The sequence below is a fragment of the Gimesia chilikensis genome (assembly GCF_007744075.1).
Taxonomy (GTDB): Bacteria; Planctomycetota; Planctomycetia; order Planctomycetales; family Planctomycetaceae; genus Gimesia; species Gimesia chilikensis_A.
On record NZ_CP036266.1, the window covers coordinates 4,269,303 to 4,292,970 of the forward strand.

At 54.0% G+C, this 23,668-nt stretch carries 17 protein-coding genes; 14 read left to right on the forward strand and 3 right to left on the reverse strand.

The genetic code is table 11. The annotated features are described in order from the left end of the window. Positions 1–126 precede the first annotated feature (126 nt). From HG66A1_RS16050 to HG66A1_RS16065, 4 genes are all read left to right on the forward strand, one after another. Positions 127–1,395, forward strand: coding sequence for a sialidase family protein (locus HG66A1_RS16050; RefSeq protein WP_145185953.1), 1,269 nt, complete (start codon positions 127–129; stop codon positions 1,393–1,395). Positions 1,396–1,563: 168 nt separating this feature from the next. Next, positions 1,564–2,688, forward strand: coding sequence for a hypothetical protein (locus tag HG66A1_RS16055; protein WP_145185956.1), 1,125 nt, complete (start codon positions 1,564–1,566; stop codon positions 2,686–2,688). Positions 2,689–2,807: 119 nt separating this feature from the next. Continuing rightward, positions 2,808–4,094, forward strand: coding sequence for a Gfo/Idh/MocA family protein (locus HG66A1_RS16060; RefSeq protein ID WP_197996617.1), 1,287 nt, complete (start codon positions 2,808–2,810; stop codon positions 4,092–4,094). Positions 4,095–4,138: 44 nt separating this feature from the next. Further along, positions 4,139–5,179 (forward strand): Gfo/Idh/MocA family protein, encoded by a 1,041-nt coding sequence (locus tag HG66A1_RS16065; protein WP_145185962.1) that lies wholly within the window; start codon positions 4,139–4,141, stop codon positions 5,177–5,179. Positions 5,180–5,198: 19 nt separating this feature from the next. On the opposite strand, the gene HG66A1_RS16070 is transcribed toward HG66A1_RS16065, so the two are convergent. The 3 genes from HG66A1_RS16070 to HG66A1_RS16080 form a co-directional block, all read right to left on the reverse strand. Then, positions 5,199–6,659 carry a sulfatase gene (locus HG66A1_RS16070; RefSeq protein WP_145185965.1) on the reverse strand — a complete coding sequence of 487 codons (1,461 nt, stop codon included), beginning with the start codon at positions 6,657–6,659 and terminating at the stop codon, positions 5,199–5,201. Positions 6,660–6,773: 114 nt separating this feature from the next. Continuing rightward, positions 6,774–8,078, reverse strand: a complete 1,305-nt coding sequence (locus tag HG66A1_RS16075; RefSeq protein ID WP_145185968.1) for a hypothetical protein — start codon at positions 8,076–8,078, stop codon at positions 6,774–6,776. Beyond that, positions 8,065–8,628 carry a sigma-70 family RNA polymerase sigma factor gene (locus tag HG66A1_RS16080; RefSeq protein ID WP_145041456.1) on the reverse strand — a complete coding sequence of 188 codons (564 nt, stop codon included), beginning with the start codon at positions 8,626–8,628 and terminating at the stop codon, positions 8,065–8,067. The genes HG66A1_RS16075 and HG66A1_RS16080 overlap by 14 nt, the downstream gene beginning before the upstream one ends. 619 nt (positions 8,629–9,247) lie before the next feature. Here HG66A1_RS16080 and HG66A1_RS16085 point away from each other — a divergent pair. The 10 genes from HG66A1_RS16085 to HG66A1_RS16130 all read left to right on the forward strand — a co-directional run bounded on the left by HG66A1_RS16085 (position 9,248) and on the right by HG66A1_RS16130 (position 23,633). Further along, positions 9,248–10,660: a DUF1501 domain-containing protein gene (locus HG66A1_RS16085; RefSeq protein WP_145185971.1), complete on the forward strand. Its 1,413-nt coding sequence runs from the start codon at positions 9,248–9,250 to the stop codon at positions 10,658–10,660. 143 nt (positions 10,661–10,803) lie between these two features. Beyond that, a complete protein-coding gene (locus HG66A1_RS16090) occupies positions 10,804–11,532 on the forward strand; it encodes a DUF1080 domain-containing protein (protein ID WP_232106587.1) in 729 nt (242 codons plus the stop codon). A 290-nt stretch (positions 11,533–11,822) separates the two neighbouring features. Beyond that, positions 11,823–14,108 carry a DUF1592 domain-containing protein gene (locus tag HG66A1_RS16095; protein WP_197996618.1) on the forward strand — a complete coding sequence of 762 codons (2,286 nt, stop codon included), beginning with the start codon at positions 11,823–11,825 and terminating at the stop codon, positions 14,106–14,108. A gap of 14 nt (positions 14,109–14,122) precedes the next feature. After that, entirely contained in the window at positions 14,123–15,442 is a 1,320-nt protein-coding gene (locus HG66A1_RS16100) for a DUF1552 domain-containing protein (RefSeq protein WP_145185977.1), read from the forward strand. Between the two features lie 196 nt (positions 15,443–15,638). After that, positions 15,639–16,022, forward strand: coding sequence for a cupin domain-containing protein (locus tag HG66A1_RS16105; protein ID WP_145185980.1), 384 nt, complete (start codon positions 15,639–15,641; stop codon positions 16,020–16,022). Positions 16,023–16,211: 189 nt separating this feature from the next. Further along, entirely contained in the window at positions 16,212–17,210 is a 999-nt protein-coding gene (locus HG66A1_RS16110; protein WP_145185983.1) for a DUF1559 domain-containing protein, read from the forward strand. Positions 17,211–17,304: 94 nt separating this feature from the next. Next, entirely contained in the window at positions 17,305–17,733 is a 429-nt protein-coding gene (locus HG66A1_RS16115; RefSeq protein ID WP_145185986.1) for a carboxypeptidase-like regulatory domain-containing protein, read from the forward strand. Positions 17,734–17,923: 190 nt separating this feature from the next. Then, the gene (locus HG66A1_RS16120; RefSeq protein ID WP_145185989.1) at positions 17,924–20,047 is read left to right on the forward strand and encodes a LamG-like jellyroll fold domain-containing protein; all 2,124 of its coding nucleotides are present in this window, start codon (positions 17,924–17,926) and stop codon (positions 20,045–20,047) included. 269 nt (positions 20,048–20,316) lie between these two features. Further along, positions 20,317–22,461, forward strand: coding sequence for a tetratricopeptide repeat protein (locus tag HG66A1_RS16125; protein WP_145185992.1), 2,145 nt, complete (start codon positions 20,317–20,319; stop codon positions 22,459–22,461). Next, a complete protein-coding gene (locus HG66A1_RS16130; RefSeq protein ID WP_145185995.1) occupies positions 22,458–23,633 on the forward strand; it encodes a multiheme c-type cytochrome in 1,176 nt (391 codons plus the stop codon). Before HG66A1_RS16125 ends, HG66A1_RS16130 begins: the two co-directional genes overlap by 4 nt. Positions 23,634–23,668 lie beyond the last annotated feature (35 nt).

Consider the following 23,668-nt stretch of genomic DNA (forward strand, 5'->3'; position numbering starts at 1 on the left):
CTGAGGCAGACCGCAAGTAAAGTCTGCAGAATCTGAAGTTTGCTGTCTGACACCCCGCCGGTTATCATGAAACGACCATCACTGATGATCAGGTTCTGCCACATACTTTCAAACCAGGATAACACCATGCGAATCTTCTCCCCTGCTCTCTGGCTGCTGATGCTCTGCTGTGCTGTCTCAACGATTCAGGCGGGAGATCCGAAACTTCCCGAGCAGGATTCGCCGGACTTTCAGATTCAGCTGAGCAGAGCCACCAAAGGGTATGATGGGAAGACCTGCTGGGTGCATGCGCGAGCCGGTGCGATTCCCGTTGACGCACCGGGGAACCCGCATAAACTTCCGATCGTTGTGATGACCATGCAGAAGCTGCTGCTGACCGGAAGCGATGTCTTCTATGCGTTGAATTCCATGCGAACCGATAATCTGGGTCAAACCTGGGAAGGTCCGTTCGAACAGAAGAACCTGGGGCGACACGATCTGGCCGATGGAGGCGAGGTCGTCGTCTCTGACTTCTGGCCGCAGTGGCATGCCAAATCAAACACATTGCTGGGCATCGGTCACACGGTCCGTTATTACAATAACCGCATTGATCACAAGAAAAATATCCGCGTGTCTTCATATGCGACGTATGATCCTGTCAAGAATGTCTGGTCGGACTGGCAGTCCCTCAAACTTCCGGAGGGCCCAGAGTTTGCCAGCAGCGGTGCCGGTTCGGTTCAGCGATATGATCTCCCCAATGGGGATATCCTGCTGCCGGTCTATTACAAACGACCAGAGAAGAAGCGTTCCGACGTGATGGTGCTCCGCTGTCGCTTTGATGGCAAGACACTAAAATACGTTGAACATGGAAACGAACTCTCCATTGACGTCAAACGGGGCTATGCGGAACCTTCGATTACGAAATTTGGAGACTGGTTTTACCTGACGCTCCGCAATGATGATGCCGCCTATGTCACCCGCAGTAAGGACGGACTGCATTTCGAGCCTCCGCGAAAATGGACGTTTGAAGATGGTACTGACCTGGGCAGTTATAACACGCAGGCGCACTGGGTGACGCACTCTGGTGGTCTGTACCTGGTCTACACGCGACGCGGCGCGAACAACGACCATGTGATACGACATCGGGCTCCGTTGTTCATCGGACGCGTTAATCCGGAGAAGCTGGCTGTCGTTCGCGACTCAGAGTGTATTCTGGTTCCCGAACGGGGCGCCCGCCTGGGTAACTTCGGTGTGGTGGATGTGAATGAAAATGAGACCTGGGTGATTGTTACCGAATGGATGCAACGCTTCGGCCCCGATTATGTCATGCCCGTCGACAACAAGTACGGCGCTGATAACAGTGTTTACGTTTCGAAGATTCTGTGGAAGAAGCCGAACCGGTTGATGAAGAAATAATTTAACTCAAGGAAAACGAGAGACGGAAATCGAAATTTACTTGCACCCGAATTCCGGTTTGCTAACTTGGTGAACAGATCCGTATTCGACAGGCACAGCTGATATAGTTCATTATTCGCAGCCGGTGGGGAAACTGCTCACAGTGCTCCCCGGCAGATCGGAAATCCCATGATGATGATCGTGTATGTGGCGTTGGGGGTTGTGTTAGGGTTTGTGCTGCTGATTCTGCTGGCCTGGTTCTGGCTGAAATGGAAGTTTCGCAGTTTCGCTGCCCGATTTGCGGATGAATTCGCGAGTGCGATGGCTCAGATGGGCGGCATGGCACCGCCGTTACGGATCGATCTGGAACCGATGCAGGAGGCTGACTGGTCTGACGGCGACAAGGCAGATTTGATTACCGAGACGCTGATAGAGCTGGGCTATGAACCGGATGGGCTGTTTGAAGCGTATGCCCCCTTGCAGATTGAGATCCAGGGTTTCAGAAACAGCCAGTCTTCTTCGCTTGCGGCATTATATGAAATCAAACAGGTGGATCGACTTTGTCTGGACCTGGTTGCCGATTTATCCGACGGCACTCACATCACGGTCTCGAATGCTGAGGATAAAGGTCTGGATCATCCCCAGTTTTCAAGGCTGATTCGACTGGATCATCTGGACCTCTCAGAACCAGAGCAGGTCCGAGAGATGCATGCACGTCTCTTAGAAGAATTGCAGGGAGAGACGACTGTCGATCTGACGGGCCAGAAATTCGAAGACAATTTTGAATCCTTCTGGGCCAGGGAAATGGACTGGCGAATGGAACGGGGAGGCGTGACCACCGAGGAAGTCATTCGCATCTCTGCAAAGAACGGTGAGCCTGAACCGAGCGAAGAAGAGATTGAACTGGCCAAACGCCCCTGGAAGCAGCAGATTGACAATTTCATTACCGACCAGATTCGGAAAGACTATCTCAACAACACGAACATGTCGGGCAAGGAGTGGGAAGAGACTCTTGATCGTCTGGTGATTGTCCATGAACATTCAGAAGCGTCTCACCTGATCGATACACTCACAGACACCATCTGCTATGAAAGTGATCTAGATGATGAAGATGACGACGATCAAGAGGACCCGTATCTCAAAGCAGAACAGGAATTGAATCAAATCTTTCGGTCTGAAGCATGCGTGATGAACGCCTTCCACCGGGCTCTGGATTTGTTACCCTCCGATCGAAAATACACACTGCAGACAACAACCGAGTCTCCCTGGAAGAGTGAGATTTATCTCTCCCCGAAATACTACGATGAGTATTAACATCAGCCAGCCCCTTTTACATCAACCCCGCTTGATACATCATTCTCCTGCATGGTAGGATGAAGACCTGCGATTTGCGTCCGTACTCGAAATCAAAACCCCGTCTGAGGAGATTCGTTATGACTCACGTCAATCGTCGCACATTCATGGGTGCTTCCCTGGCTTCGATGAGCCTGGCCTCTCTGAGTCAGGCTGCGGTCTCCGCGAATGAAAAGGTGAATGTCGCCCTGGTGGGATGTGGCGGTCGCGGACGTGGGTTGGGAAGCTGGTTTGCGAAACTCCCCGAGAGCAATCTGGTCGCGGTCTGTGATCCCGATCAGAATCGGAGTGGCCAGATGGCAGAGCAGGCTGAAAAGGCCGGCGCAAAGCGACCGCGCCAGGTGGAAGACTTCCGCAGCCTGCTGGACGGAGAGGAGATCGATGCCATCGTGATTGCGACTCCCGACCACTGGCACACTCCCGCGGCGATCATGGCCTGCCAGGCCGGCAAAGACGTGTATGTCGAAAAGCCCTGTTCGCACAACATTCACGAGGGTCGCCAACTGGTCAATGCCGCCCGTAAATACAAGCGTGTGGTGCAGCACGGAACGAATCTACGGGCGACTCCCGTCTATCAGAAAGCGTGGAAGCAAATCCAGGACGGTGCCATCGGGAAGGTCATGATGATCAAGGCGATCAACAATCAGCGTCGGGCCCTGTATCCGCCACGTCCCGATGAAGCGGTTCCTGAAGGTGTGAATTATGATCTGTGGCTGGGTCCGGCCCAGAAGCGGCCCTTCAATCGCAATTGTTTTCATACGTCCTGGCACTGGAACTGGGATTTCGGCACCGGGGACATTGGCAATGACGGAGTGCATCAGATCGACATTGGTCGCTGGGCGTTGAATCTCAAGGCACCGAATGCGGTTTCCTGCAGTGGTGCGAAGCTGGGTTCCAAAGGGGATGCCCAGGAAACTCCCGACACGATGGTGGTTACCTGGGAGTATGACGATCTGCTCTACGTCTATGAGCAGCGCGACTTCACCCCCTACCGGATGCAGGCTCATCGCCACGATAACGATAACATCATTTACGGCGACAAAGGGTTCATGATGGTTGATCGTTCCGGGTATCGGATCTTCTACAAGCATGAACGCGGCCCGGCTTTCGAACAGAAATGGCAGGACACGGGAGCTCATTACCAGAACTTCCTTGACTGCGTCAAAAACCGCAAGTCGCAGGAACTGCTGGCAGAGATTGAGGAAGGTCACTATTCAGCGATGCTCAGCCACCTGGGGAATATCGCATACCGCACCGGACGCCGTCTGGTCTTCGATCCGGAAACGGAGACCTTCCCGGAAGACAAAGACGCCAATCAGTATTTGACAAAAAATTATCGTGACGGCTACGAACTGCCGCAGGTATGATGCATTAGAGATCACAGCAACGCACATCAGAAGAAAGCAGAGACATGGCAGATAAAGCAACAGTCGCGCTCATCATCAGTGAGACGTCGCCTCACCTGGGCGCTTATTTCCCGGCGCTGGCTTCCTCAGAGGACATCAAGGAAATCGTCCTCTCCGACGAAGGACACAAACACACGGCCCTGGCCAAAGAGAAGCTGGGGGACAAACTGACGAGAGTGTATGACAACCCCAGCCAGCTGTTTGAAAAAGAGAAACCGGACATGGCGCTGGTCACGCTGGAAGCCATCAAGGCTCCTACGGCGATCGATATGGCGCTGGAACATGGCTGCCACGTATTCGCAGAAAAGCCGGCCTGCACGAGTATCGAACAGTTCGAAGCGCTGGTTCAGAAAGCAGACAGCAAGCATCTCAACCTGATGCTCGCACTCGCCAATCGAAGTAATCCGGAAGTCAAAGCGGCCCGCCGCATGATTCGCAAAGGAGTGTTCGGCAAGATCTATGCGATTGAACTCAACTACATTGCCGACCAGACGCGGCTCACGAGCAAAAGCTATCATCAAGGCTGGTTCGCCCAGAAAGATCGGGCTGGCGGTGGGCATCTGATCTGGCTGGGCATTCACTGGCTCGACCTGGGGATGTACCTGACCGATACCAGAATCAGTGCCGTGAACGGGTTTGTCACCAACATCGGAGGTCAGCCGATTGACGTCGAAGACTCGGTGGCGTTAAGCCTGAAGTTCCATAAAGGTTTTCTGGGCACGTTGTCGTCGGGCTATTACACGAATCGTGGGAAACAGTCGCTGATCAAGATCTGGGGTTCCAAGGGCTGGCTGGAGATGGATTATTCTACGGGTCGTTACCTGCAGTGGCATCTCAACTCGGACAAGCCGGGAACGATTCATAAATTTGAAGAATCGGTGCAGCCACGAGGTTACACGCCTTTCGTGCATTCGGCGATCCGCTCTGTGCTCGACAAGGAACCGCCTCCTCTCGACAGCCACGACAGTCTACAGGTTCTGAGAACGATATACGCAGCCTATCAGGCCTCTGCTACAGGTGAGACGCAACAGATCCCCATCGAGTGAGCGACTCTGTCCCGCCGGTTCAGTCGTAACTGTGTCCCAGATCATTCGTGCGGACTGCCTTGAGCTTCTCAGTCATCCGTTGTTTGAACTGGGCCACCACCTTTTCATAACCCGGTTTTTCGGCCAGGTTCGTGTACTGTTTGGGATCGTTTTCCATATCGAACAGCTCGATGCCTCCCGAAGCGTCTTCCCGGTATTGAATATAAGCCCAGCGATCATCGCGGAGCAGAAAGCCGCGATTGCCTTTATTGCGTGGATCAACACTGAAGGCAGCTTCGCGGACACTCAGTGTGGGGTCATCCAGAAGCGGAGCCAGATTTTTGCCCTGAATGCCTGCAGGTACCTGCAGACCACATAAGCTGCTGATCGTAGGATAGAGGTCGAGCAGTTCGGCGAGTGAATTACAGACGGCGGTTGATTTACCGGGGACGCTGATAATCAATGGTACGGCAGCAGACTCTTCATGCAGGCTGACCTTCGCCCAGAAATCGTGTTCTCCCAGATGGTAACCGTGATCGCTGGTGAAGATCACAATGGTCCGGTCTGCAATCCCTGCCTGCTCCAGGGCATCGAGGACTTTCCCGACCTGACGATCCATGTAGGCAACTGAGGCGAGGTAACCGCCGACCGCCTTTTTCTGTCGCCGGATATCCATCTGCATGCCTTTGCTGGTTTTATAATTGATCCCCAGTTTGGGAATGTCATCCCAGTCACCGGGGACTTTTTCCGGCAGGACATGTTTGCTGTAAGGCTTGTAAGGCGGGAAGTACGTCCGGGGCGCGACAAAGGGGACGTGGGGGCGAACAAAGCCGACCCCGAGGAAAAACGGTTCGTCTTTGTGCTGCTGAATCAGTTCGACAGCCTTGCGGGCGGTCTTTCCGTCGGAATGCACGAGGTCATCTCCGTCCGCTTCCACAACCACGAAAGTATTACCGCCCACGGCCGGCTTTTTGCCATCCGGGTTATTCTCGAGTGTCTCTCCATCCCCGGGAGCAGCCCACTCGGGCCCCTGGCTGTTAAAACGTTCGGTCCAGGAAGCCGGATCGTCGGTGCCGTCATTCCCCTTTTCAATGTCACCGGGGACCCCCATGTGGTAAATCTTGCTGACTCGCGTGGAGTAGTAGCCGTTGTTCTTGAAGAGTTGTGCCCACGTTGGTTTCTCGCCAATGTAGGATCGCGGACTGACATACCCGAAGGCTTTGGTCGCATGGGGATAATAGCCGGACATGAAAGACGCCCGCGAGGGGCCGCAGTAGGTCGCCTGACAGTACGCGTGGGTGAAGCGTGTTCCTTTAGCAGCGATGCGATCGATGTTCGGTGTCTGGCAGACCTGATTCCCGTAACAGGAGAGTGCCGTCGCAGTCAGGTCGTCGGAGATGATAAACAGCACATTCATCTTCTGCTCGGCTGCAGAAGCTGGAGAACTGTGTGCCAGCAGAAATAAGAGACAGAGCAGAGGTAACGTGCGGGGGAATTTCATCGATGGACACCCATGGCATGAGGACTAAGTTGCGCAGTCAATCTGAATGATTACAGATTTATTCTACGATTCCCCGCAGGCAGCCACAACTCTGATCCCGAGACAAGACATGACTTATTCGTTGTCGTCATGTTCACTGGCGGGAATCACATCGACAAAAGATACGCCGACGCGGATCTCGTCGAAGTCCGTCGAATAGCGACTGACGATCTTGACCCGTTCGATGCGGAGATCGGGGGCCATCAGCCGTAGATCGACTTCGTCCAGTTCGGGAATCTTATTCAGCACGGGGTTCAACCAGAGATCAACCTCTTCTGCGCCGGGACGAAACAGAATGCGACCTACAATCAGAACGGCCTGTCCCGAGAGTACTTCACTGGAAGCAGTATTGATCTCGGTACCATTGACCTGTCCGGCGGCAGCCCAGTTGCCACGAATGGCAGAGGACAGCTTTCCGATCCGCAGGCTCGACTCTTCGTTACCCAGATCGATGTAGGCATAACGTCCGTCGCCTTCATTGTCGTACGACTGGGCCATGAAACTGAACCAGAGAATTTCACCATCAGCGCCAAAGCCTTTGTCATCAGAGAGTGCATGCGGCACCTGCTGCAGATCGATGTGTCGCACTGAGACGGACTGAGAAACCTGGCCAGTCCGATACTGCCCCCCTTTAGTGAGCAGCATATTCCCGTACTGGTCAGAAAAACCGAGCGTGCCGAACAGTCGCATGTCGTTCTTGCCCAGGTTTTTCTTTTTCGTATCGTGTACGATCGAAGCGTAGACGGGACCTTCATCGATCCAGGGCCCTGCCCAGCCGACACCACCGTCGAGCCCATTAACGCCTTCGGCCTCTTTGTCCAACAGTTCTTTTTTCGAATAATCGAAGCCTTCATAGAGGAAGGGCTGTGCTGCCACTCGCGCCATCAGGAAGGTCTTCTTCATGTAATCAGAATCGAAATTGATGGGCTGCTCGAAGGCTTTCTCTTCGTCGTAAGGGATCTGGAAGTCTTTGATGAACAGGACAGCCAGATTGAACGTCGACACGAGTCCAATCCCAATCAGCAGAAACCAGCGCCAGGTCAGCAGCGGATGCCGCCGAGGTTTCAGGGGGGCGGTCTTCGTTTGCGGCTGAGGTTCGGGTTTGATTTCAATTTCCGACTCAGATGGCAGGATCAGCGGTTCCTGCTTACGAGATTCCAGTTCCCTTGCCTGTCGTTCGCCTATGGCCCGTGTCTGGAAACGCTGACGCAGATAGGAGTGCAGAAACACGCGGCGGAAGGCCTGATCAGCATTTTCACTGTCGGTCTTGATCCACTGTTCAAGCTTGTGAGCTTCTTCTTCAGAAAGCTCTTCTCCATCCAGATAGGCGTCGATATTCTCGAGCGCCGTACTCTGTTTGTATTCGCTAAGATCCGACATTCGCTTCACCGGCCGCCCGCTTTTGAACACATTCCATTAACGTCGTGCGAATGCGGGAGAGAGTCACACGCACGGAACCGGTTGAGGTGCCCAGTTCTCCGGCAATCTGTTTCGGTTTTAAATCTTCGGCATACCGCAGGCCCAGCAGTCGCCGCGAACGTTCTGTCAGCTGATCCAGACAGTACTCCAGCAGATCCCGTTCTTCGGTCATCAGCTGTTGTACCCGGGAACAGGCGTCTGCCAGGGCGTCCATTGCTTCCCCCATGAACAGCACCCGGTCTTTACGCTTACCGCGATAGAAGTCGGCAATTTTTATTTTGGCAATCCACAAGGCCCAGGGAAGAAAGGGCCGCGTGTTATCATACTCGTCGTAACGAATTGCTATTTCTGCTGCGACTTCCTGCAGCAGATCTTCTGCATCACTAAACTGGGGAGTCGATGCTACAACGAAAGCCATCAAAGAAGGTTGAACTTTAACCCAGTTTCGAGCCAGCTCAGCACGGCTTCGCGCAGTTTCAGTTTGGAGTGAGGTCGTTTGTGTCGCATCCATCGTGCAAGTGCGTCTTTTCTTTCTGCAGTATGTTTTCTTATCTTAAGAATTCAGAATTCCATCGTGGAAAACTGTAAGATCTTCTTGCTGGAAATGTTATCGAGTAATTCATCTACGGCAATATTTTATATTGTAGAGAAATCTATTAAGAATTGATGAAGATCAGAAACAAGTTTGGTTCATTACTATAAAAAGTTTTGTTTCTAACGAATTTGATTATTTTTGAAATTCGTTGTTAACGTTTTGCCCCTTTCTGCGATATACAATAAAGGGCAGACTCCCTTCAGTTTTTAAAACCACATTTCACAGGGCATTCAGCTACAGACAATCGTAACTGGCCCGATTAGACGCGTGGTTTAACGCAGAGTGGAGCCTGTTTTGAAGCCCCTCAAACGCCGCTTGTTTTCGCTCTGGTGTATTTCAGCTCGCCCGAATCTCACATTCGGTGATTTCTCCAACTTTCTCTAATCGTTGGAATGTTCTCCCGTTCGAGAATCCTGCTTGAGTCCTTCCCCCCCAATCTGGTATAAACATACTTTGATTTGTACCAGGCGCGTCATGAACCACAGGGAAGCGATTTCGCGTCGATGAATGACCTCTCGAGGGAAAAGGGATATTCATGCTGAAATTTCTGAGCGCACAGAGTCAGCAACATTCACAGACTACACGCCGCGATTTTCTGAAACTCGGCACACTCGGTCTGGCAGGACTGACACTGTCGGATTTACTGCGACTGGAAGCACAGGCGGGGATTCAGCACTCTCGCAAAGCGATCATCAATGTGCATCTGGACGGTGGTCCTCCGCACATGGACACCATCGACCTGAAACCCGAAGCCCCCGTTGAAATCCGAGGCGAATTTCAGCCGATCTCTACCAGCGTGCCCGGGATTCAGCTCTGTGAACTGCTACCCCGGATGGCAGCTCAGGCGGATCAGTTTGCGTTCGTGCGTTCTCTGGTCGGTTCCGCCGGGGCACACGATGCCTTCCAGTGCCAGTCCGGATTCCGCAAAAAAGACATGCAGTCCGTCGGCGGACGTCCCGCGCTGGGATCTGTTGTCTCAAACCTCAAAGGTTCCCCCCGCGACCGAGCACCACTGTTCGTTGATCTCATGCAGGGACGCGGACAGGTGAGGAACAGCGCACGCCCCGGATTCCTGGGCCCCTCGTATCAGCCCTTTCGACCTGATATCTCAGACCTGTTTGAACGACAGCTGGAAAAAGGGATGCAGAACGAGCTCAAACGGCTGGGTGAAGAGCATCAGGTCAGTCTCAAACTCAATCCCAGCCTCTCGCTGGAACGCCTGGAAAACCGGACAACGTTGCTCTCCGAACTGGACACCATCCGCCGCAAAGTGGATGCGAGTGGAATGATGGACGCCATGGATCGTTTTTCACAACAGGCCGTCAGCATTCTGACTTCAGGACGACTGGCGGATGCACTGGACCTGGAACAGGAAGACCCAGCCGTATTGGAGAAGTACAGTCTGGGTGTTGCATCTGAAAATCAAAAGTTTTACACCAGTGAGGGTCCGGGGGCGACACGCAAATTTCTACTCGCCCGGCGGATGATTGAAGCCGGCGTACGATGCGTGAGCATCTCGATCAGTGATTTCGACACACATTCCAGTAATTTTTCCCGCATGCGGCAGCTGCTCCCAATTGTCGACCATGGCCTCGCCACCCTGGTATCAGACCTGAAAGAAAGAGGCATGCTGGACGATGTCACAATTATCGCCTGGGGTGAGTTTGGTCGAACGCCGCGAATCAACTCCAAAAACGGGGGCCGCGATCACTGGCCGCGCGTCGGTCCCGCAATTCTCGCCGGGGGTGGCATGCGTACCGGCCAGGTCATTGGCGCAACCGATCGCACTGCCAGCGCTGTCACAGATCGTCCAGTGTCTTACAAGGACATCTTCACTACGCTGTATCACAATCTGGGCATCGATCCTCACGCCATCACGATTAACGATCCGCATGGGCGCCCTCAATATCTGCTTGACGAGGGAGAGCGTCTTTCCGAACTGGGGTGAGATTCGTAAGACGACTCAGACTGCTGTCACCGCCGCAATCTGCTTGTATCGCGATTCGGCGAGCGGTATGATCAAATCTGAAATGTGCCCTCGACTCACATACGCCTACCTGAAATCAGCGGTTCCCCACAGGAGACCTCATCATGCAGAAACAACGTGCGACCCTCTTTGGATCTTTCCTGGCTTTGTGCTTACTGACCAACGTGATTCAGGCAGCAGACCTGCCTCAATATAAGCCGCTGTTCAACGGAAAAGACCTGACCGGCTGGGTGAATGTGAATACCGACAAAGATACCTGGTATGTCAAAGATGGCATGCTCGTCTGCACGGGACATCCGATTGGCGTAATGCGAACCGATAAACAGTACGAGAATTTTCTCCTGCATATCGAATGGCGACACATGGAAGCCGGCGGTAATTCGGGTGTCTTCGCCTGGAGTGAAGGGACTGTTCCCGAAGGTCGACGCCTGCCCAAAGGGATGGAAATCCAGATGCTCGAACTCGACTGGGTCAATCAACACAAAATGAAAGACGGCACCCTGCCCCCCATCGCTTACGTACACGGCGAACTGTTCGGCGCCAATGGTCTGATCACCACTCCCGACAATCCCCGCGGAACCCGTAGCAAGTCGATTGAAAACCGCTGCAAAGGCAAAGGGCAATGGAACGTGTACGACGTGGTCTGTGTGGACGGAACCGTTAAGTTGTCTGTAAACGGCAAATTCGTGAACGGCGTCCGCAATGCCTCGATCAAAAAAGGCTACCTCTGCCTGGAATCCGAGGGAGCCGAAATCCAGTTCCGCAACATTCAGATCATGGAACTCCCGCCCGGAGTCACTACCAAAGCACAGACGGCTCCGGTCCTGAAATGAACATCTGCTGCGCATGAGTTTCTATCGGAAAATATAAGACTGACCACGGGAGACAGCCAGAACGTCACCCGTGGCGATTTCAGCGGCAAAACAGAGCTCTTCCTTAACTAACCTCAGTAATTCAAACGATTTGGAGCAATTCCCAATCCTTGACGAATGCCTGGGGAGCGAATATAATAAGGATAAGGTAATCCACTAACCGATGATGTAGGTTACCGGTACGTGTTTTCGCCACCTTTGAAAATGCGAACTCCCTCCTGCTTTTCCTGCCTTAATATGTGATGCCTGGTATGATGATCATCCCTCAATACCGACGCTTTCCCGTATCCGCGATCACGTTGTTGATCTGTGGTATGTTCTTGAGTTCTGCTGATGCCGCCGACAAGAAAACGGTGACCGGTGCGCAGATTTATCAAAAGTTGTGCATCGAATGCCATGCAAAGAATGGCCAAGGTGTCACGGAAAAAGCCAATCCGTTTCAGGGGCAGAAGAGCCTGGCTGAACTGACCATGCTTATTGAAGAGACCATGCCGGAAGAAGATCCGGAGCTCTGTGAGGGTGAAGATGCGAAGCAGGTCGCTCAGTATGTGTTTGACCGCTTCTTTTCCCCGGATGAGCAGGACCAGAGCCAGGCCTCCCGGATTCAGCTCTCGCACATGACGGTCCGCCAGTATCTCTATACGACCGCCGATCTGATGTCGCATTTCCTCGGAAATGCGCGTGTCACGAATAAAGAGAACGGTCTGCGGGCTGAGTATTTTTCTACTCGGAATTTCAAAGGGGACAAACGCGTTGAAAAACGAATCGACCCCGTTGTCAGCTTCCAGTTTGGAGATAAGGCCCCCCACGAGAAAATCAAGAACGCCGAAGAGTTCTCCATGAAATGGGAGGGTTCGGTCTACGTGGAAGAGACCGGCGACTACGAATTCATCATCAAAACCGAGAACGGGGCACGGCTCTGGGTCAATGAGCAGGAACCGATCATTGATGAATGGGTCAGCTCTCAGGGACGGGCCAAGGAACATAAAGCGACGATCCGCCTGCTGGGTGGTCGCCCTTATACGCTCCGCCTGCACGTTTTCAAATACAAAGATAAGTCTTCTTCCATCAGCCTGGAGTGGAAACCGCCGCATAAGGCTCAGGAAGTGATTCCACAACGGCACCTCGTCCCGCAACAGGTTCCGGGAACCTTTATTGTTTCGACCGAGTTCCCACCGGATGACAGTGTTTCCGGGTATGAACGCGGGGTAGCGGTCTCCAAGTCCTGGGATGACGCAACGACGTCTGCGGCTCTTGAAATCATGACGGGGGTGATCAAGCACCTGGATCGTCTGGCCGGAACCAAACCCGAGGCTAAAGACCGCCGGGATAAAGTCCAGAAGTTCTGTCATCGCTTTGCCGAGCTCGCTTTTCGCCGGCCTTTGACAGCAGAACAGAAAACGTTCTTTGTTGATCAGCACTTTCAGCCTGAGCTGAAAACAGAGTTGGCAGCCAAGCGATCCGTCCTGCTGATTCTGAAGTCACCCCGCTTCCTGTATACCGACCGCGAATTCGCACAGCCGGACGATTTCACAATCGCATCCCGCCTCTCGTACGGCTTGTGGGATTCCATGCCGGATCGCCAGTTGTATGATGCCGCCAAGGCGGGACGCCTCAACAAGCCGGAACAGATTGCCCAGCAGGCCGAACGCATGCTGAATGATACACGGGCCCAGGCCAAGCTGCGCTACTTTTTCCATCACTGGTTACAGCTGGATGAAAAAGAAGAGCTGGCGAAAGACAAAGCCCTCTTCCCCGAATTCAACGATCACGTGGTCGCCGATCTGCGGACTTCGCTGGATATGTTCATCGACGACGTCGTCTGGAACGGATCGTCCGACTATCGTCAGTTGCTGCTGGCCGATTACGTTTACATGAATTCGCGACTGGCCAAAGTGTACCAGGTTGAGATGCCGGAAGGAGAATCATTCCAGAAGGTCTCTCTCGATAAAGACAAAAGAGCCGGCGTCCTGACGCACCCGTACCTGATGGCCAACTTCGCTTATCACAACTTGAGCTCACCGATTCACCGTGGCGTGTTCGTCACGCGTCGTCTGCTGGGACGTTCCCTGAAGCCGCCACCACAGGCAACAGAATTTAAAGATGGCGATTTTCATGCGGGAATGACGACCCGCGAAAAGGTCGCCCAGATCACGAAACCGTCCGCCTGTATGTCGTGCCATAGCATCATTAACCCGCTCGGATTCAGTCTGGAGCACTTTGACGCCATTGGTCGATACAGAAAACAGGAAGTCAAAAAAGACATTAACGCCTCTGCAGAGCTGGTTTTACTCACCGGTGATACCGTCAAGTTTAATGGTGCCCGCGATCTGGCAGAGTATATCTCGCAGGATCAGAACGCCCATGCCGCCTTTGTAGACCAGCTGTTCCATCAGGCTGTCAAACAGCCGATTAATGCCTATGGCGAAAAAATCCGTGACGATTTGACCACCCGATTCGAAAAATCCGGATATAATATTCAACAACTGCTCGTAGAAATCATGAAGGTTGCTGCCCTGCACCAGCCTCAATCCTGAGAAAGAGCCTACCAATGAGATATCAATCCCGCCGCCAGTTCCTCAAAAAACTCGGACTCTCTTCTGCAGTCCTGCCGCTGGTTTCGCATCTGCCCAGCCTCGGTTTTGCCGCCGATGCTGGCATTCGCAAAAAGCGTATGATCGTAATGTTCAGCCCCAACGGCATTGTTCCCAAAACTTACTGGCCCGATGAGACCGGCGATAAATTCGAACTCAAGGAAATCATGCAGCCCCTGAAGAAGTACCAGGACCAGATGCTGGTGATTAAAGGGGTCGCAGACCGCGTCCGGGGAGACGGCGACAGTCACATGCGTGGTATGAGCTGTCTGTTGACCGGAATCGAATTACTCCCCGGTAACATCCAGGGGGGATCACACACTCCGGCTGGCTGGGCCAGCGGACTGTCGATTGACCAGGAACTCAAACGGTTCCTGCAGAGCAATAAAGAGACCCGCACCCGTTTCGGTTCGCTGGAATTTGGTGTGAACGTTCCGCATCGTGCCGACCCCTGGACCCGTATGGTTTATGCAGGTCCCAACAAACCGGTCGCGCCAATTGACGATCCCTACCTGATGTTTGAAAAGATCTACGGTCAGATGAAAGATCGTAAGAGTCTGGCCAGCATTCTGGACGACGTCCGCGAAGACCTGAAAAAGGTTCGGTCTCAGCTGAGCAGTTCCGACAAGCAGTTGCTCGAAGAGCACGAAAGCTACGTCCGCCAGATGGAACAGGAACTCAAAGCCAGTGCAGAACAGAAACTGGCCGTCAAAGTTCCGGTGCAGGAAGTGGGTATCAAGAACGATAACGACCACATGCCGGTCACCAGTAAAATGCAGATCGACCTGATGGTCAACAGTCTGGCCAACGATATGGCACGCGTCGCTACGCTGCAGTATACGAATTCGGTCGGTCAGGCACGGATGAAGTGGCTGGGAATCGACGATGGTCACCACTCGCTCTCCCATAAACCAGACAGCGATGAAGATTCTCAGGAAAAGCTGACCAAGATCAACAAATGGTTCTGCGAACAGCTTGCTTACCTGGTTGAAAAACTCGACTCAACTCCCGAGCCCAATGGCGAAGGAACCCTGCTCGATAACACCACGGTCGTCTGGACCAACGAACTGGGTAAAGGGAACTCCCATACGCTGAACGATGTGCCGCTGGTACTCGTCGGTAAAGGACTTGATTTCAAAATGGGACGTTCATTACAGTTCAAGAACATTCCCCATAACCGTCTGCTGATGTCGCTGGCCCACGGCATGGGTCATCACATCGAGACCTTCGGTAAACCCGACTTCTGCGGCGACGGTATCATTTCTGAACTGACCTGATCACATCCGCAGAGCAATAATCAACAAACTCGAGTGAGCACCAGTCTCCCCAGGCTGGTGCTCACTTTTTTTAACTCAGTCTCGGTACAACCTGTTGTAAACCGGCCCCGATACTTTCATTCAACGTGATTGGTCTTTATGATTTGGCTTCAGGCAATTTGCTGACGACAATCAATGCACATGAAAGGATACACGCATGGACCACATCACCCGCCCCCAGGAACAAGACGAATACTACTTTGAGGAAGGGTGCTATATCCTGGAGATGTCTAGCCCGGATGTGGATCCTGAAGTCTCCCTGGCCCGTGCCCGCGTCGAGCCTGGCAAGCGAACCCGGTTCCATCGCCTCAAGGGGACCTTCGAGCGCTACATCATGCTCTCGGGTACCGGACTGGTCGAAGTGGGCGACTACGCCCCCACGGAAGTGTATCCTGGCGATGTCGTGCGGATCCCCCCTGACACTGATCAGAGAATCACCAATATTGGCAAAGACGATCTGGTATTTCTTGTCGTCTGTAATCCGCATTTCCTCCGCTCCTGCTACACAGACTCAGAAGATCTTCGCACTTCGGGGTCATAAAATCCTCATATTGCGTAAGGAGTTCCTCTGCAATTCCTTACATCAAGGTAAGATGTACTCAGATTGCATTTTCTTAACATAATTTACTTGTGCAGTCTCCCCCTTGCGATTTAAAATGCTATTCCACTGAGCATGCCTCTGCTTTCCCACCTTTTATTCCTTCCCAGTTATATTTCCAAAAGGTTACCAATGTTGAATTACCCGCCGCGTGTCACGCGCAAATCTGGTTTTACGCTCATCGAGCTGCTGGTTGTGATTGCGATTATCGCGATTCTGATCGCGCTGCTCCTGCCCGCCGTGCAACAGGCCCGCGAAGCTGCCCGCCGCAGTCAGTGCAAAAACAATCTGAAACAAATGGGTCTCGCGCTCCACAATTATCACGACGTCTATCTCAAGTTCCCCATCGGGTCCCGTGCCCCCAATGATGGCCCCCACAACTGGCGTTTCGCTCTGCTGCCTTACATGGACCAGGCGAATATTTACGAACTCGCCAAGAACAGCCCCACCAGCGACGTTGATTTCTGGGAAGGCGGAGGCGGCTCTTACAACGGCGACACACTGCTCTTCAAAGACAAAGTCATTACTCCCATTTACATGTGCCCTTCCAGTTCAGACCCGGCCATCAGCTATGCCAATGGCGAACCGCAGCAGGGTTCCCAATCGCATCAGTATGTCGGCATCATGGGTGCATACCCTGACCCCGCAGGTCGCACGAATGTCTCTTATGAAACTCAGTATAACAGTTTCGCCACGAACACGGGCTGTCTGCTGATCAACGAGTGCAAAGGCATGCGGGACGTGACCGATGGATCGTCGAACACGATCATCATTGCCGAACAGTCGCGGATCTCAGCCAGCAACCCGGTTCTGAAGCGTTCCGATTACACTTCAGGCTGGGCAGGCACCAGTTATGCCGGCACTGTCACTCAGTGGATTGCCAGCGGAGCCGGACAGCACCGTTTCGGTACCGGAGTGACGTCGGTCTTCCACAGTCCCAATCCGAAATCGACGGGTGCGGAAGCCAATGCCCAATGGGACTGGAACACCCCCCTGACCTCCTACCACACCGGCGGTGTGCATGTGCTGCTCTGCGACGGAGCAACCCGTTTCCTGAGCGACAACGCAGACCTGCTACTGATCCAGAAACTCTGTGTCCGCGATGACGGCCAGACCATCGGCGAGTGGTAAGCCACGACGTCTGGTTCTATTTTCTTTTCCCATAGATTTGAGTGACGTATGTGATACCAGTCACGTACGTCACATTTGATTCAGGATTTTCATAATGTATCGTCTATCACTTTTCAGTTGCCTGCTGGTCGCTGTGCTGCTGGCTCAGGGGTGTTCGGGAGATCCGAATGTCCGTCCCTCAGTGGAGATCTCAGGAACCGTGACCCTCGATGGAGCACCGTTGCAACAGGCAAGCATCCAGTTCACTTCTTCCAAATCCGGCGAAAGTGCGTACGCCAATCTGGATGAGAACGGAAATTATTCGGTCTCGTTTCCCCAGGCAGATGTCGGCTCTGCATACGAAGTCACCATCAGTCCGCCTGTCGTCGAAGAAGAAAACGCGATGGCTCTCGCAGAGAAGCCGCAGGAAAAATCGACCGTAAAGATTCCCGCGAAATACACGAAGCGCACCACCAGTGGACTGATCGCCCAGGTCAATGAACCGGGTGAGAATAAAGCCAACTTTGAGTTGAAGAGTAAGTAAGCAGCTTCAGACCAAAACCAGCCTGCAACAGCCATTAATGCACTGTTGCAGGCTGTTTTTTTTAACCTGCCATTTTAATTAAGAACTCTAAGTATCTCCATTTCGTTCTGTAAATCCAGCGGATATACTCGAAGTCTACGGTAATGAAACTTCAAACCCGCAGTTGGCTGTCATTACAAAGGATCCTCACATGAAACCGACTCTCGCCCCCCTCCTGCTCGCCTGCCTTGCTTTGCTGATCCCGGAACGTTCCTACGCGGAACTGCAGGTCGGCGCCACCATCATGGATGTCACCCCGGTGAAACTCCCCGTCCTCGTTAATGGCAGTATGAAGAGCCGCAGCGTCGATAAGGTTTACACCAAAGTCAATGCCCGGGCGATCGTCGTCGCCGATGGCGAAGACCGCCTGGCAATCGTCGTTGTTGACAGTTGCATGATGACGCGTCCCTTTCTGGATGAAGTCAAAAAACTGGCCGCACAGAAAACCAAGATCCCGGCCGACCATATGTTGATCTCCGCCACTCACGCACACTCGGTGCCTTCCAGCATGGGCTGCCTGGGAACCAGTGCCGATCCGGAATACACGCCTTTCCTCCGCGGTAAGCTGGTCGATGCCATCGTTGCAGCCGAAGCAAAACTGGAACCGGCTCAGATTGGCTGGGGTGTCGGGAACGCCGCCAAGTTCACCGCCCTGCGTCGCTGGATCAAGCGTCCCGATCGCATCAGCAACGACCCGTTCGGCAACCCGACCGTGCGGGCCACCATGCATGCAGGTCGGAACTGGGATGATGTCATCGGCGAATCCGGTCCCGAAGATCCTGATCTGTCCCTGATCTCGTTTCAGTCGAAAGACGGTCGCCCGATCGCGCTACTGGCGAACTTTTCGATGCACTACTTCGGTGCCCCTTCACTGAGCGCCGACTACTTTGGTCTCTACTGTAACGGCCTGCAGGAAGAAATCGGTAAGAAACTCCCCAAGGATGCTCCCGAGTTCGTAGCGATCATGTCGCACGGCTGCAGTGGTGACATTTACCGCCGCGACTATACCAAGCCGCAAGATCAGTGGTCATTCACCGATGATATCAACGAATATTCCAGCGAACTCGTTAAACTGACCATGGGAGTCTACAAAAACATTACGTATCGCAAAGACGCCGACGTTGAAATGGCTGAGAATCGGATGCAGTTGAACTACCGGGTTCCCGATAAACAGCTGCTCGAATGGTCTCAGCGGATTGTCGAGAAAATGGGCGATAAGCTGCCCGAAACGCAGGAAGAGATCTACGCTCGCGAACAGATCATGCTGCACGAAAGCCAGTCAACCGAGGTCGTCACGCAGGCCCTCCGCATTGGTGACATCGCGATCGCGACCACTCCCAATGAAACCTATGCCCTTTCCGGGCTGAAAGTCAAAGCACAAAGTCCGCTGCCACAGACCATGGTCATTGAACTGGCCAACGGGGGCGACGGTTACATTCCGCCTCCCGAACAACATCTGCTCGGCGGATACAATACCTGGGCCGCCCGTTCCGCAGGCCTCGAAGTCCTGGCCGAACCTCGTATCGTGGAATCGGATATTGAACTGCTCGAGAAAGTTTCCAATCAGCCCCGCCGCTTCTATGAACAGAGCCGTGGTCCTGCAGTGGAAACGATCCTGGGCTTCAAGCCGTCTGCCTATTGGCGACTGGACGAGTTCAATGGTCCCCGGGCCCGCGATCTCTCCGGCAATCAGCGGGACGGCATTTACGAACCGGCCATCGCTTACTTCCTCGAAGGAGCCCGTTCGAAATCGTTCTGCACGGGAACCGAAACCAACCGGGCCGTTCACTTCGCTGGCAACCGTCTGCAGACCCGCGTGAATGACCTGGGCGATCAGTTTACCGTCTCGCTCTGGATCTGGAACGGAATTCCCCTCGACGCCCGCGACATCAGCGGCTGGATGTTCTCACAGGGACCGAACCACGGACTGGCCGCCTATGGCGATCACCTCGGACTGGGAGGCAAACAGCATCCCGGCAAGCTGGTCTATATGAACGGTACGGACCGCAAACTGCACGCTGGTAAAACCGCCGTCGAACGCTGGACGTGGAATCACGTGGCTCTCGTTCGCGATGGTGACAAGTTGACTGTCTACCTGAATGGCAAACCGGAAATCGAACTCGAATCGAAACCGGGGGCATCAGGCGTGCTGCTGGAACAGCTGTTCTTCGGCGGACGGACGGATAATGACTCCAACTGGGAAGGCCGCCTGGATGAAATCGCGGTTTTCGATCGGGCCCTCAATGCAGGTGAAGTCAGTCAGCTGGCAAAATAAACCTGTCTGAAACGAGCTATCAGTTATCTTCGAAAGCCCGGTCGAACCTGCGATCGGGCTTTTCTATTGGGAATGATTCGTTTTTTATCGCGAATCGACGATCTGACGCGTATGAGAAGAGACAGACCGCTCGAATTACGGAATCTCCGCCCGATGGGGGGTTCCTGCATATTCACAGCCCGCGCGGGACTATATAATCAAAGGGAGTTCACGTCCTAATCGTCTGATGTAATTGACTTTATCACATTTCCGTTCCAGTGGCTCAACCCATGACTGAACCTGACCTGTCGACAACAGATCGGAGACTGCGCCGCCTGTTTCTGCTGATTGTCACCGCCAGTTTCGTACTGACGCCAATTGCTGCGCCGGATGTCTGGTGGCAGTTGAGCCGGGGTCAGACAGTGCTGGCCGAGCTGGCAGTTCCGGGGCCAATCCTGGCGGCAGGCAATCCGACAGCGGAAGCAGACTGGCTGGGCGGGTTCCCTTTCTTTATGAGCTGGCTGATCGCCGGCTTTTCGGGACTGATGCTACTCAAGTTCTACGGCACCTTTCTGTTACTCTATCTCCTCATGCGACGGTTTGAGCCTCAACTGCAGTGGGCCGCGTTTGCATTGGCACTGGTCACGTTGCTGGCCGCGAATACTGCCTGGCAACCGACGCCTCGCCTCTGGGACTGCTGGTTTCTTTTTCTGACCTGGATCGCCACGGTCCGCTGGAGCCAGTCCCCGACGAAACAGAATGCGGTCCTCGTGCTGATCTCCCTGGTAGTATGGGCCAATCTCGCGCCGCTCTGCCTGTTGGGAATCGCTGTGGTCGCGATCGTCCCCTGGTTGACCGGCATCCAGACCGAGCCCACCGTCACCCGCAAGCAGGCCGGTCTGCTCGTTGCATCATCCGTATTAGCACTGATGCTCACCCCGCGTGGCTGGTTTACGCTCTCCGATTCACTGACTCAACTCCTCCCCGGCCTGTTCTACGCCCGGGACCTGCTGGCCACAACGGTCTGGCAGCCGACGTTCGCACAGGGACTGACAGTCGAAACAGCCGGGCTGGGTATCCTGACTCTGGTCACCGTGTGTTACCTCATTTTTTACTCCACCGGCTGGCTGGAAAGTTTTGCATTCCTGATCTTCGCGGTTCCAGCCTGGCTGAATGCCGATGCAGTTCCCCCCTGTGCAATAGGTATTGCCCTGCTGCTGGGACGCAGCCTGGTGGCACATCCCTATCCAATTCAACTACTCAAAACCAAAGATCTGCTTTCACCCGCTCTGGGACGCCTGCTACTGGGACTGGGCCTGCTTCTGCTCAGTGGGAAAGCAGCAGCCGGGACGCTGCCCGGTCAGTCACAGCGACTGGGCTGGGGCCTCGCTCCCGAGCTGGATATCACGCTGTTAAACCAGGCGATCGGACCACTCGAATATGAGGGAACGGCCCACTGCATGGACATCACTTCTGCAGGCATGTTGTGCTGGATCAAGGCGGATCATAAAGTTCGCCCCTACCTCACTCACAGACAGGCGCTGAAACAGGGACGCTTATTCGAGGAACTCTCCCTGAACGCGGAACTTTCTGACGGCTGGATGTTGCAGAAGCCACGCATGAGTGGTGGCTGGGGTGGCTGGTGGGTCCGCCTCAAGGATCGGAACTGCCAGTTGCTGCTGGTTCCCAATGGTCAGGTCCGGACAATTCGTGCCTTGTTCGACAGTCGCTGGCAGCCAATGTCGGTCGACGCTGCAGTCATTCCTTATGGCTGGTCGGGCGAACAACTCAGTACGCCGCAGATCATCAAGCTACTCCCCGTCAAAGAGTTTCTGAATCGCCAGCAGTGGACCTATTCCCTGCCCGATCCGAGTGGCACGCCGGATTGCTCAGACTGGTGGGGCATGCTGACTGGTTCTCCCAATCTGGAACCGGCGCTGCTGCAGGCGCGAACGTTTCGTGCGATGCAGCTCTATACAGCCGCATTGCGTGTGCTGCATCCACTGTTGCAGCATTACGACTCGCCTGAAGTCAAACGGGAGTTCGAACTCTGCCAGAAGGAACTGGCTTATCAGGAACAGCTCGACACGGGTGCGCCCAGCCAGTTACGCCTGCAGGCCTATCAACAGACCAGCCCGACAGACGCATTCCCTCTTGCCCAGGCAGGCCCGGGATTCCAGGGCGACCACAGTCCACCCGCAGCGGTTTCAGAAACTCTCGCGCGGGCGATTAACGAATACATTCACGGCGACTGTTCCGAAGCCATTGCCGCTTTGACTGCTGATGACAGTGAGAGCCTGTATGCAAAAGCCCAGATTCAGTTGGAATCCGGTGATCCCGCGAATGCCGCGTCGACCTTTCGTCAGTTAATTGAACAGCATCCCCAGGACCGACTGGTCGTCCCCAGTCAGAACATGTTAGATGCCCTGCAATGATCCAGAAGTACCCGTTTCTCATCCCCCTGTCGATCCTGTTACTGGCCTGCCTGTCAGGTGCAGGCCTGTTTCTGTACGGATCACAGCAGAAAACGGAGTTCGTTCCGCATGTCCGTTCGGTGCATCAGCCGGTCCCGTCGCGTTCCTGCTGTGAATGTCACGACAAATTCTGTCAGCAGTTCGAAGGCGCCCCTCATCTGCGGACCCTCCGCAAAGCCACCGATCCAGGCGTACTTGAAAAATTTGTTGACCGGGAAGTCACCCTCAAAGAGAACGGGCATACTTACCGGTTCTTCAAAGAAGATGATGCGCTGTGGGTCGACTGCGACAGTTATCCGGCACCCGTCCGGATCGACTGGGTCTTCGGTTCCGGCATGCATGCGATGACACCGGTTTCGCTGTTTCCGAATGAAAAGGGAGAGTCAGAACTGCTGCAGCACATCGTCTCCTGGTATCCCTCCAGCAAACTGGGAATCACACTCGGTCTGCAGGAACTGGCCCATGAGCAGACCGGCATCAACGCGCTGGGAGAAGTCAGCGACCATGCTAAAACTCAGAACTGCTTTGGCTGTCACGCGGCCTGGCTGGGGGATTCGCCAGGTGAAATCAAATCGGACGTGATCATTCCGGGGGTCTCATGTGTCCGCTGCCACTTGAATGGCGAAGAACACATCAAAGCCGTCGAACGTGGGGATAAAGATCTCAAGCTGACCAAATGGAGTTCACTGACCCCTCTGGAGTCGATCAATCGCTGTGGAGAGTGCCATCGCCGCTTCGATCAACTGGAGGCGGATGAAATCCATCCTGCGAATGATCTGCTCTATCGTTTTGCCCCCGTGGGAATGTCGCAGAGCCCCTGCTTCCTGAAGCAGACCGACGTCAAACTGGCGGACGGCAATACGGCCCGCTTTGACTGTACCACCTGTCACAATCCGCATCAACAGGCCAGCCGCGATCCGGAATATTACCGCCAGATCTGCCTGAACTGTCACAGCGATCTCAAGGATCATGCACCGGTGTGTTCCAAAGAGTCGATGCAAAGTCAGTGCCTGCAATGTCATATGCCGGCAGTGGAAGTTCACGACAACCTCTCCTTTACCGATCACTGGATACGAGTCCGCGAGCGCGACAAAGAACGCTTCCCCGAATTTCAGATGCGGCAGGCGAAATGATGTTGTCTTGAGACTTGGGAACGACTAGGATGAGA

What these genes read in the sequence shown, in the direction of transcription:
- HG66A1_RS16050 (WP_145185953.1), top strand. Translation starts at nt 127, where the DNA reads ATGCGAATCTTCTCCCCTGCTCTCTGGCTGCTGATGCTCTGCTGTGCT.
- HG66A1_RS16055 (WP_145185956.1), top strand. Translation starts at nt 1,564, where the DNA reads ATGATGATGATCGTGTATGTGGCGTTGGGGGTTGTGTTAGGGTTTGTG.
- HG66A1_RS16060 (WP_197996617.1), top strand. Translation starts at nt 2,808, where the DNA reads ATGACTCACGTCAATCGTCGCACATTCATGGGTGCTTCCCTGGCTTCG.
- HG66A1_RS16065 (WP_145185962.1), top strand. Translation starts at nt 4,139, where the DNA reads ATGGCAGATAAAGCAACAGTCGCGCTCATCATCAGTGAGACGTCGCCT.
- HG66A1_RS16070 (WP_145185965.1), bottom strand. Translation starts at nt 6,659, where the DNA reads ATGAAATTCCCCCGCACGTTACCTCTGCTCTGTCTCTTATTTCTGCTG.
- HG66A1_RS16075 (WP_145185968.1), bottom strand. Translation starts at nt 8,078, where the DNA reads ATGTCGGATCTTAGCGAATACAAACAGAGTACGGCGCTCGAGAATATC.
- HG66A1_RS16080 (WP_145041456.1), bottom strand. Translation starts at nt 8,628, where the DNA reads ATGGATGCGACACAAACGACCTCACTCCAAACTGAAACTGCGCGAAGC.
- HG66A1_RS16085 (WP_145185971.1), top strand. Translation starts at nt 9,248, where the DNA reads ATGCTGAAATTTCTGAGCGCACAGAGTCAGCAACATTCACAGACTACA.
- HG66A1_RS16090 (WP_232106587.1), top strand. Translation starts at nt 10,804, where the DNA reads ATGCAGAAACAACGTGCGACCCTCTTTGGATCTTTCCTGGCTTTGTGC.
- HG66A1_RS16095 (WP_197996618.1), top strand. Translation starts at nt 11,823, where the DNA reads ATGATGATCATCCCTCAATACCGACGCTTTCCCGTATCCGCGATCACG.
- HG66A1_RS16100 (WP_145185977.1), top strand. Translation starts at nt 14,123, where the DNA reads ATGAGATATCAATCCCGCCGCCAGTTCCTCAAAAAACTCGGACTCTCT.
- HG66A1_RS16105 (WP_145185980.1), top strand. Translation starts at nt 15,639, where the DNA reads ATGGACCACATCACCCGCCCCCAGGAACAAGACGAATACTACTTTGAG.
- HG66A1_RS16110 (WP_145185983.1), top strand. Translation starts at nt 16,212, where the DNA reads ATGTTGAATTACCCGCCGCGTGTCACGCGCAAATCTGGTTTTACGCTC.
- HG66A1_RS16115 (WP_145185986.1), top strand. Translation starts at nt 17,305, where the DNA reads ATGTATCGTCTATCACTTTTCAGTTGCCTGCTGGTCGCTGTGCTGCTG.
- HG66A1_RS16120 (WP_145185989.1), top strand. Translation starts at nt 17,924, where the DNA reads ATGAAACCGACTCTCGCCCCCCTCCTGCTCGCCTGCCTTGCTTTGCTG.
- HG66A1_RS16125 (WP_145185992.1), top strand. Translation starts at nt 20,317, where the DNA reads ATGACTGAACCTGACCTGTCGACAACAGATCGGAGACTGCGCCGCCTG.
- HG66A1_RS16130 (WP_145185995.1), top strand. Translation starts at nt 22,458, where the DNA reads ATGATCCAGAAGTACCCGTTTCTCATCCCCCTGTCGATCCTGTTACTG.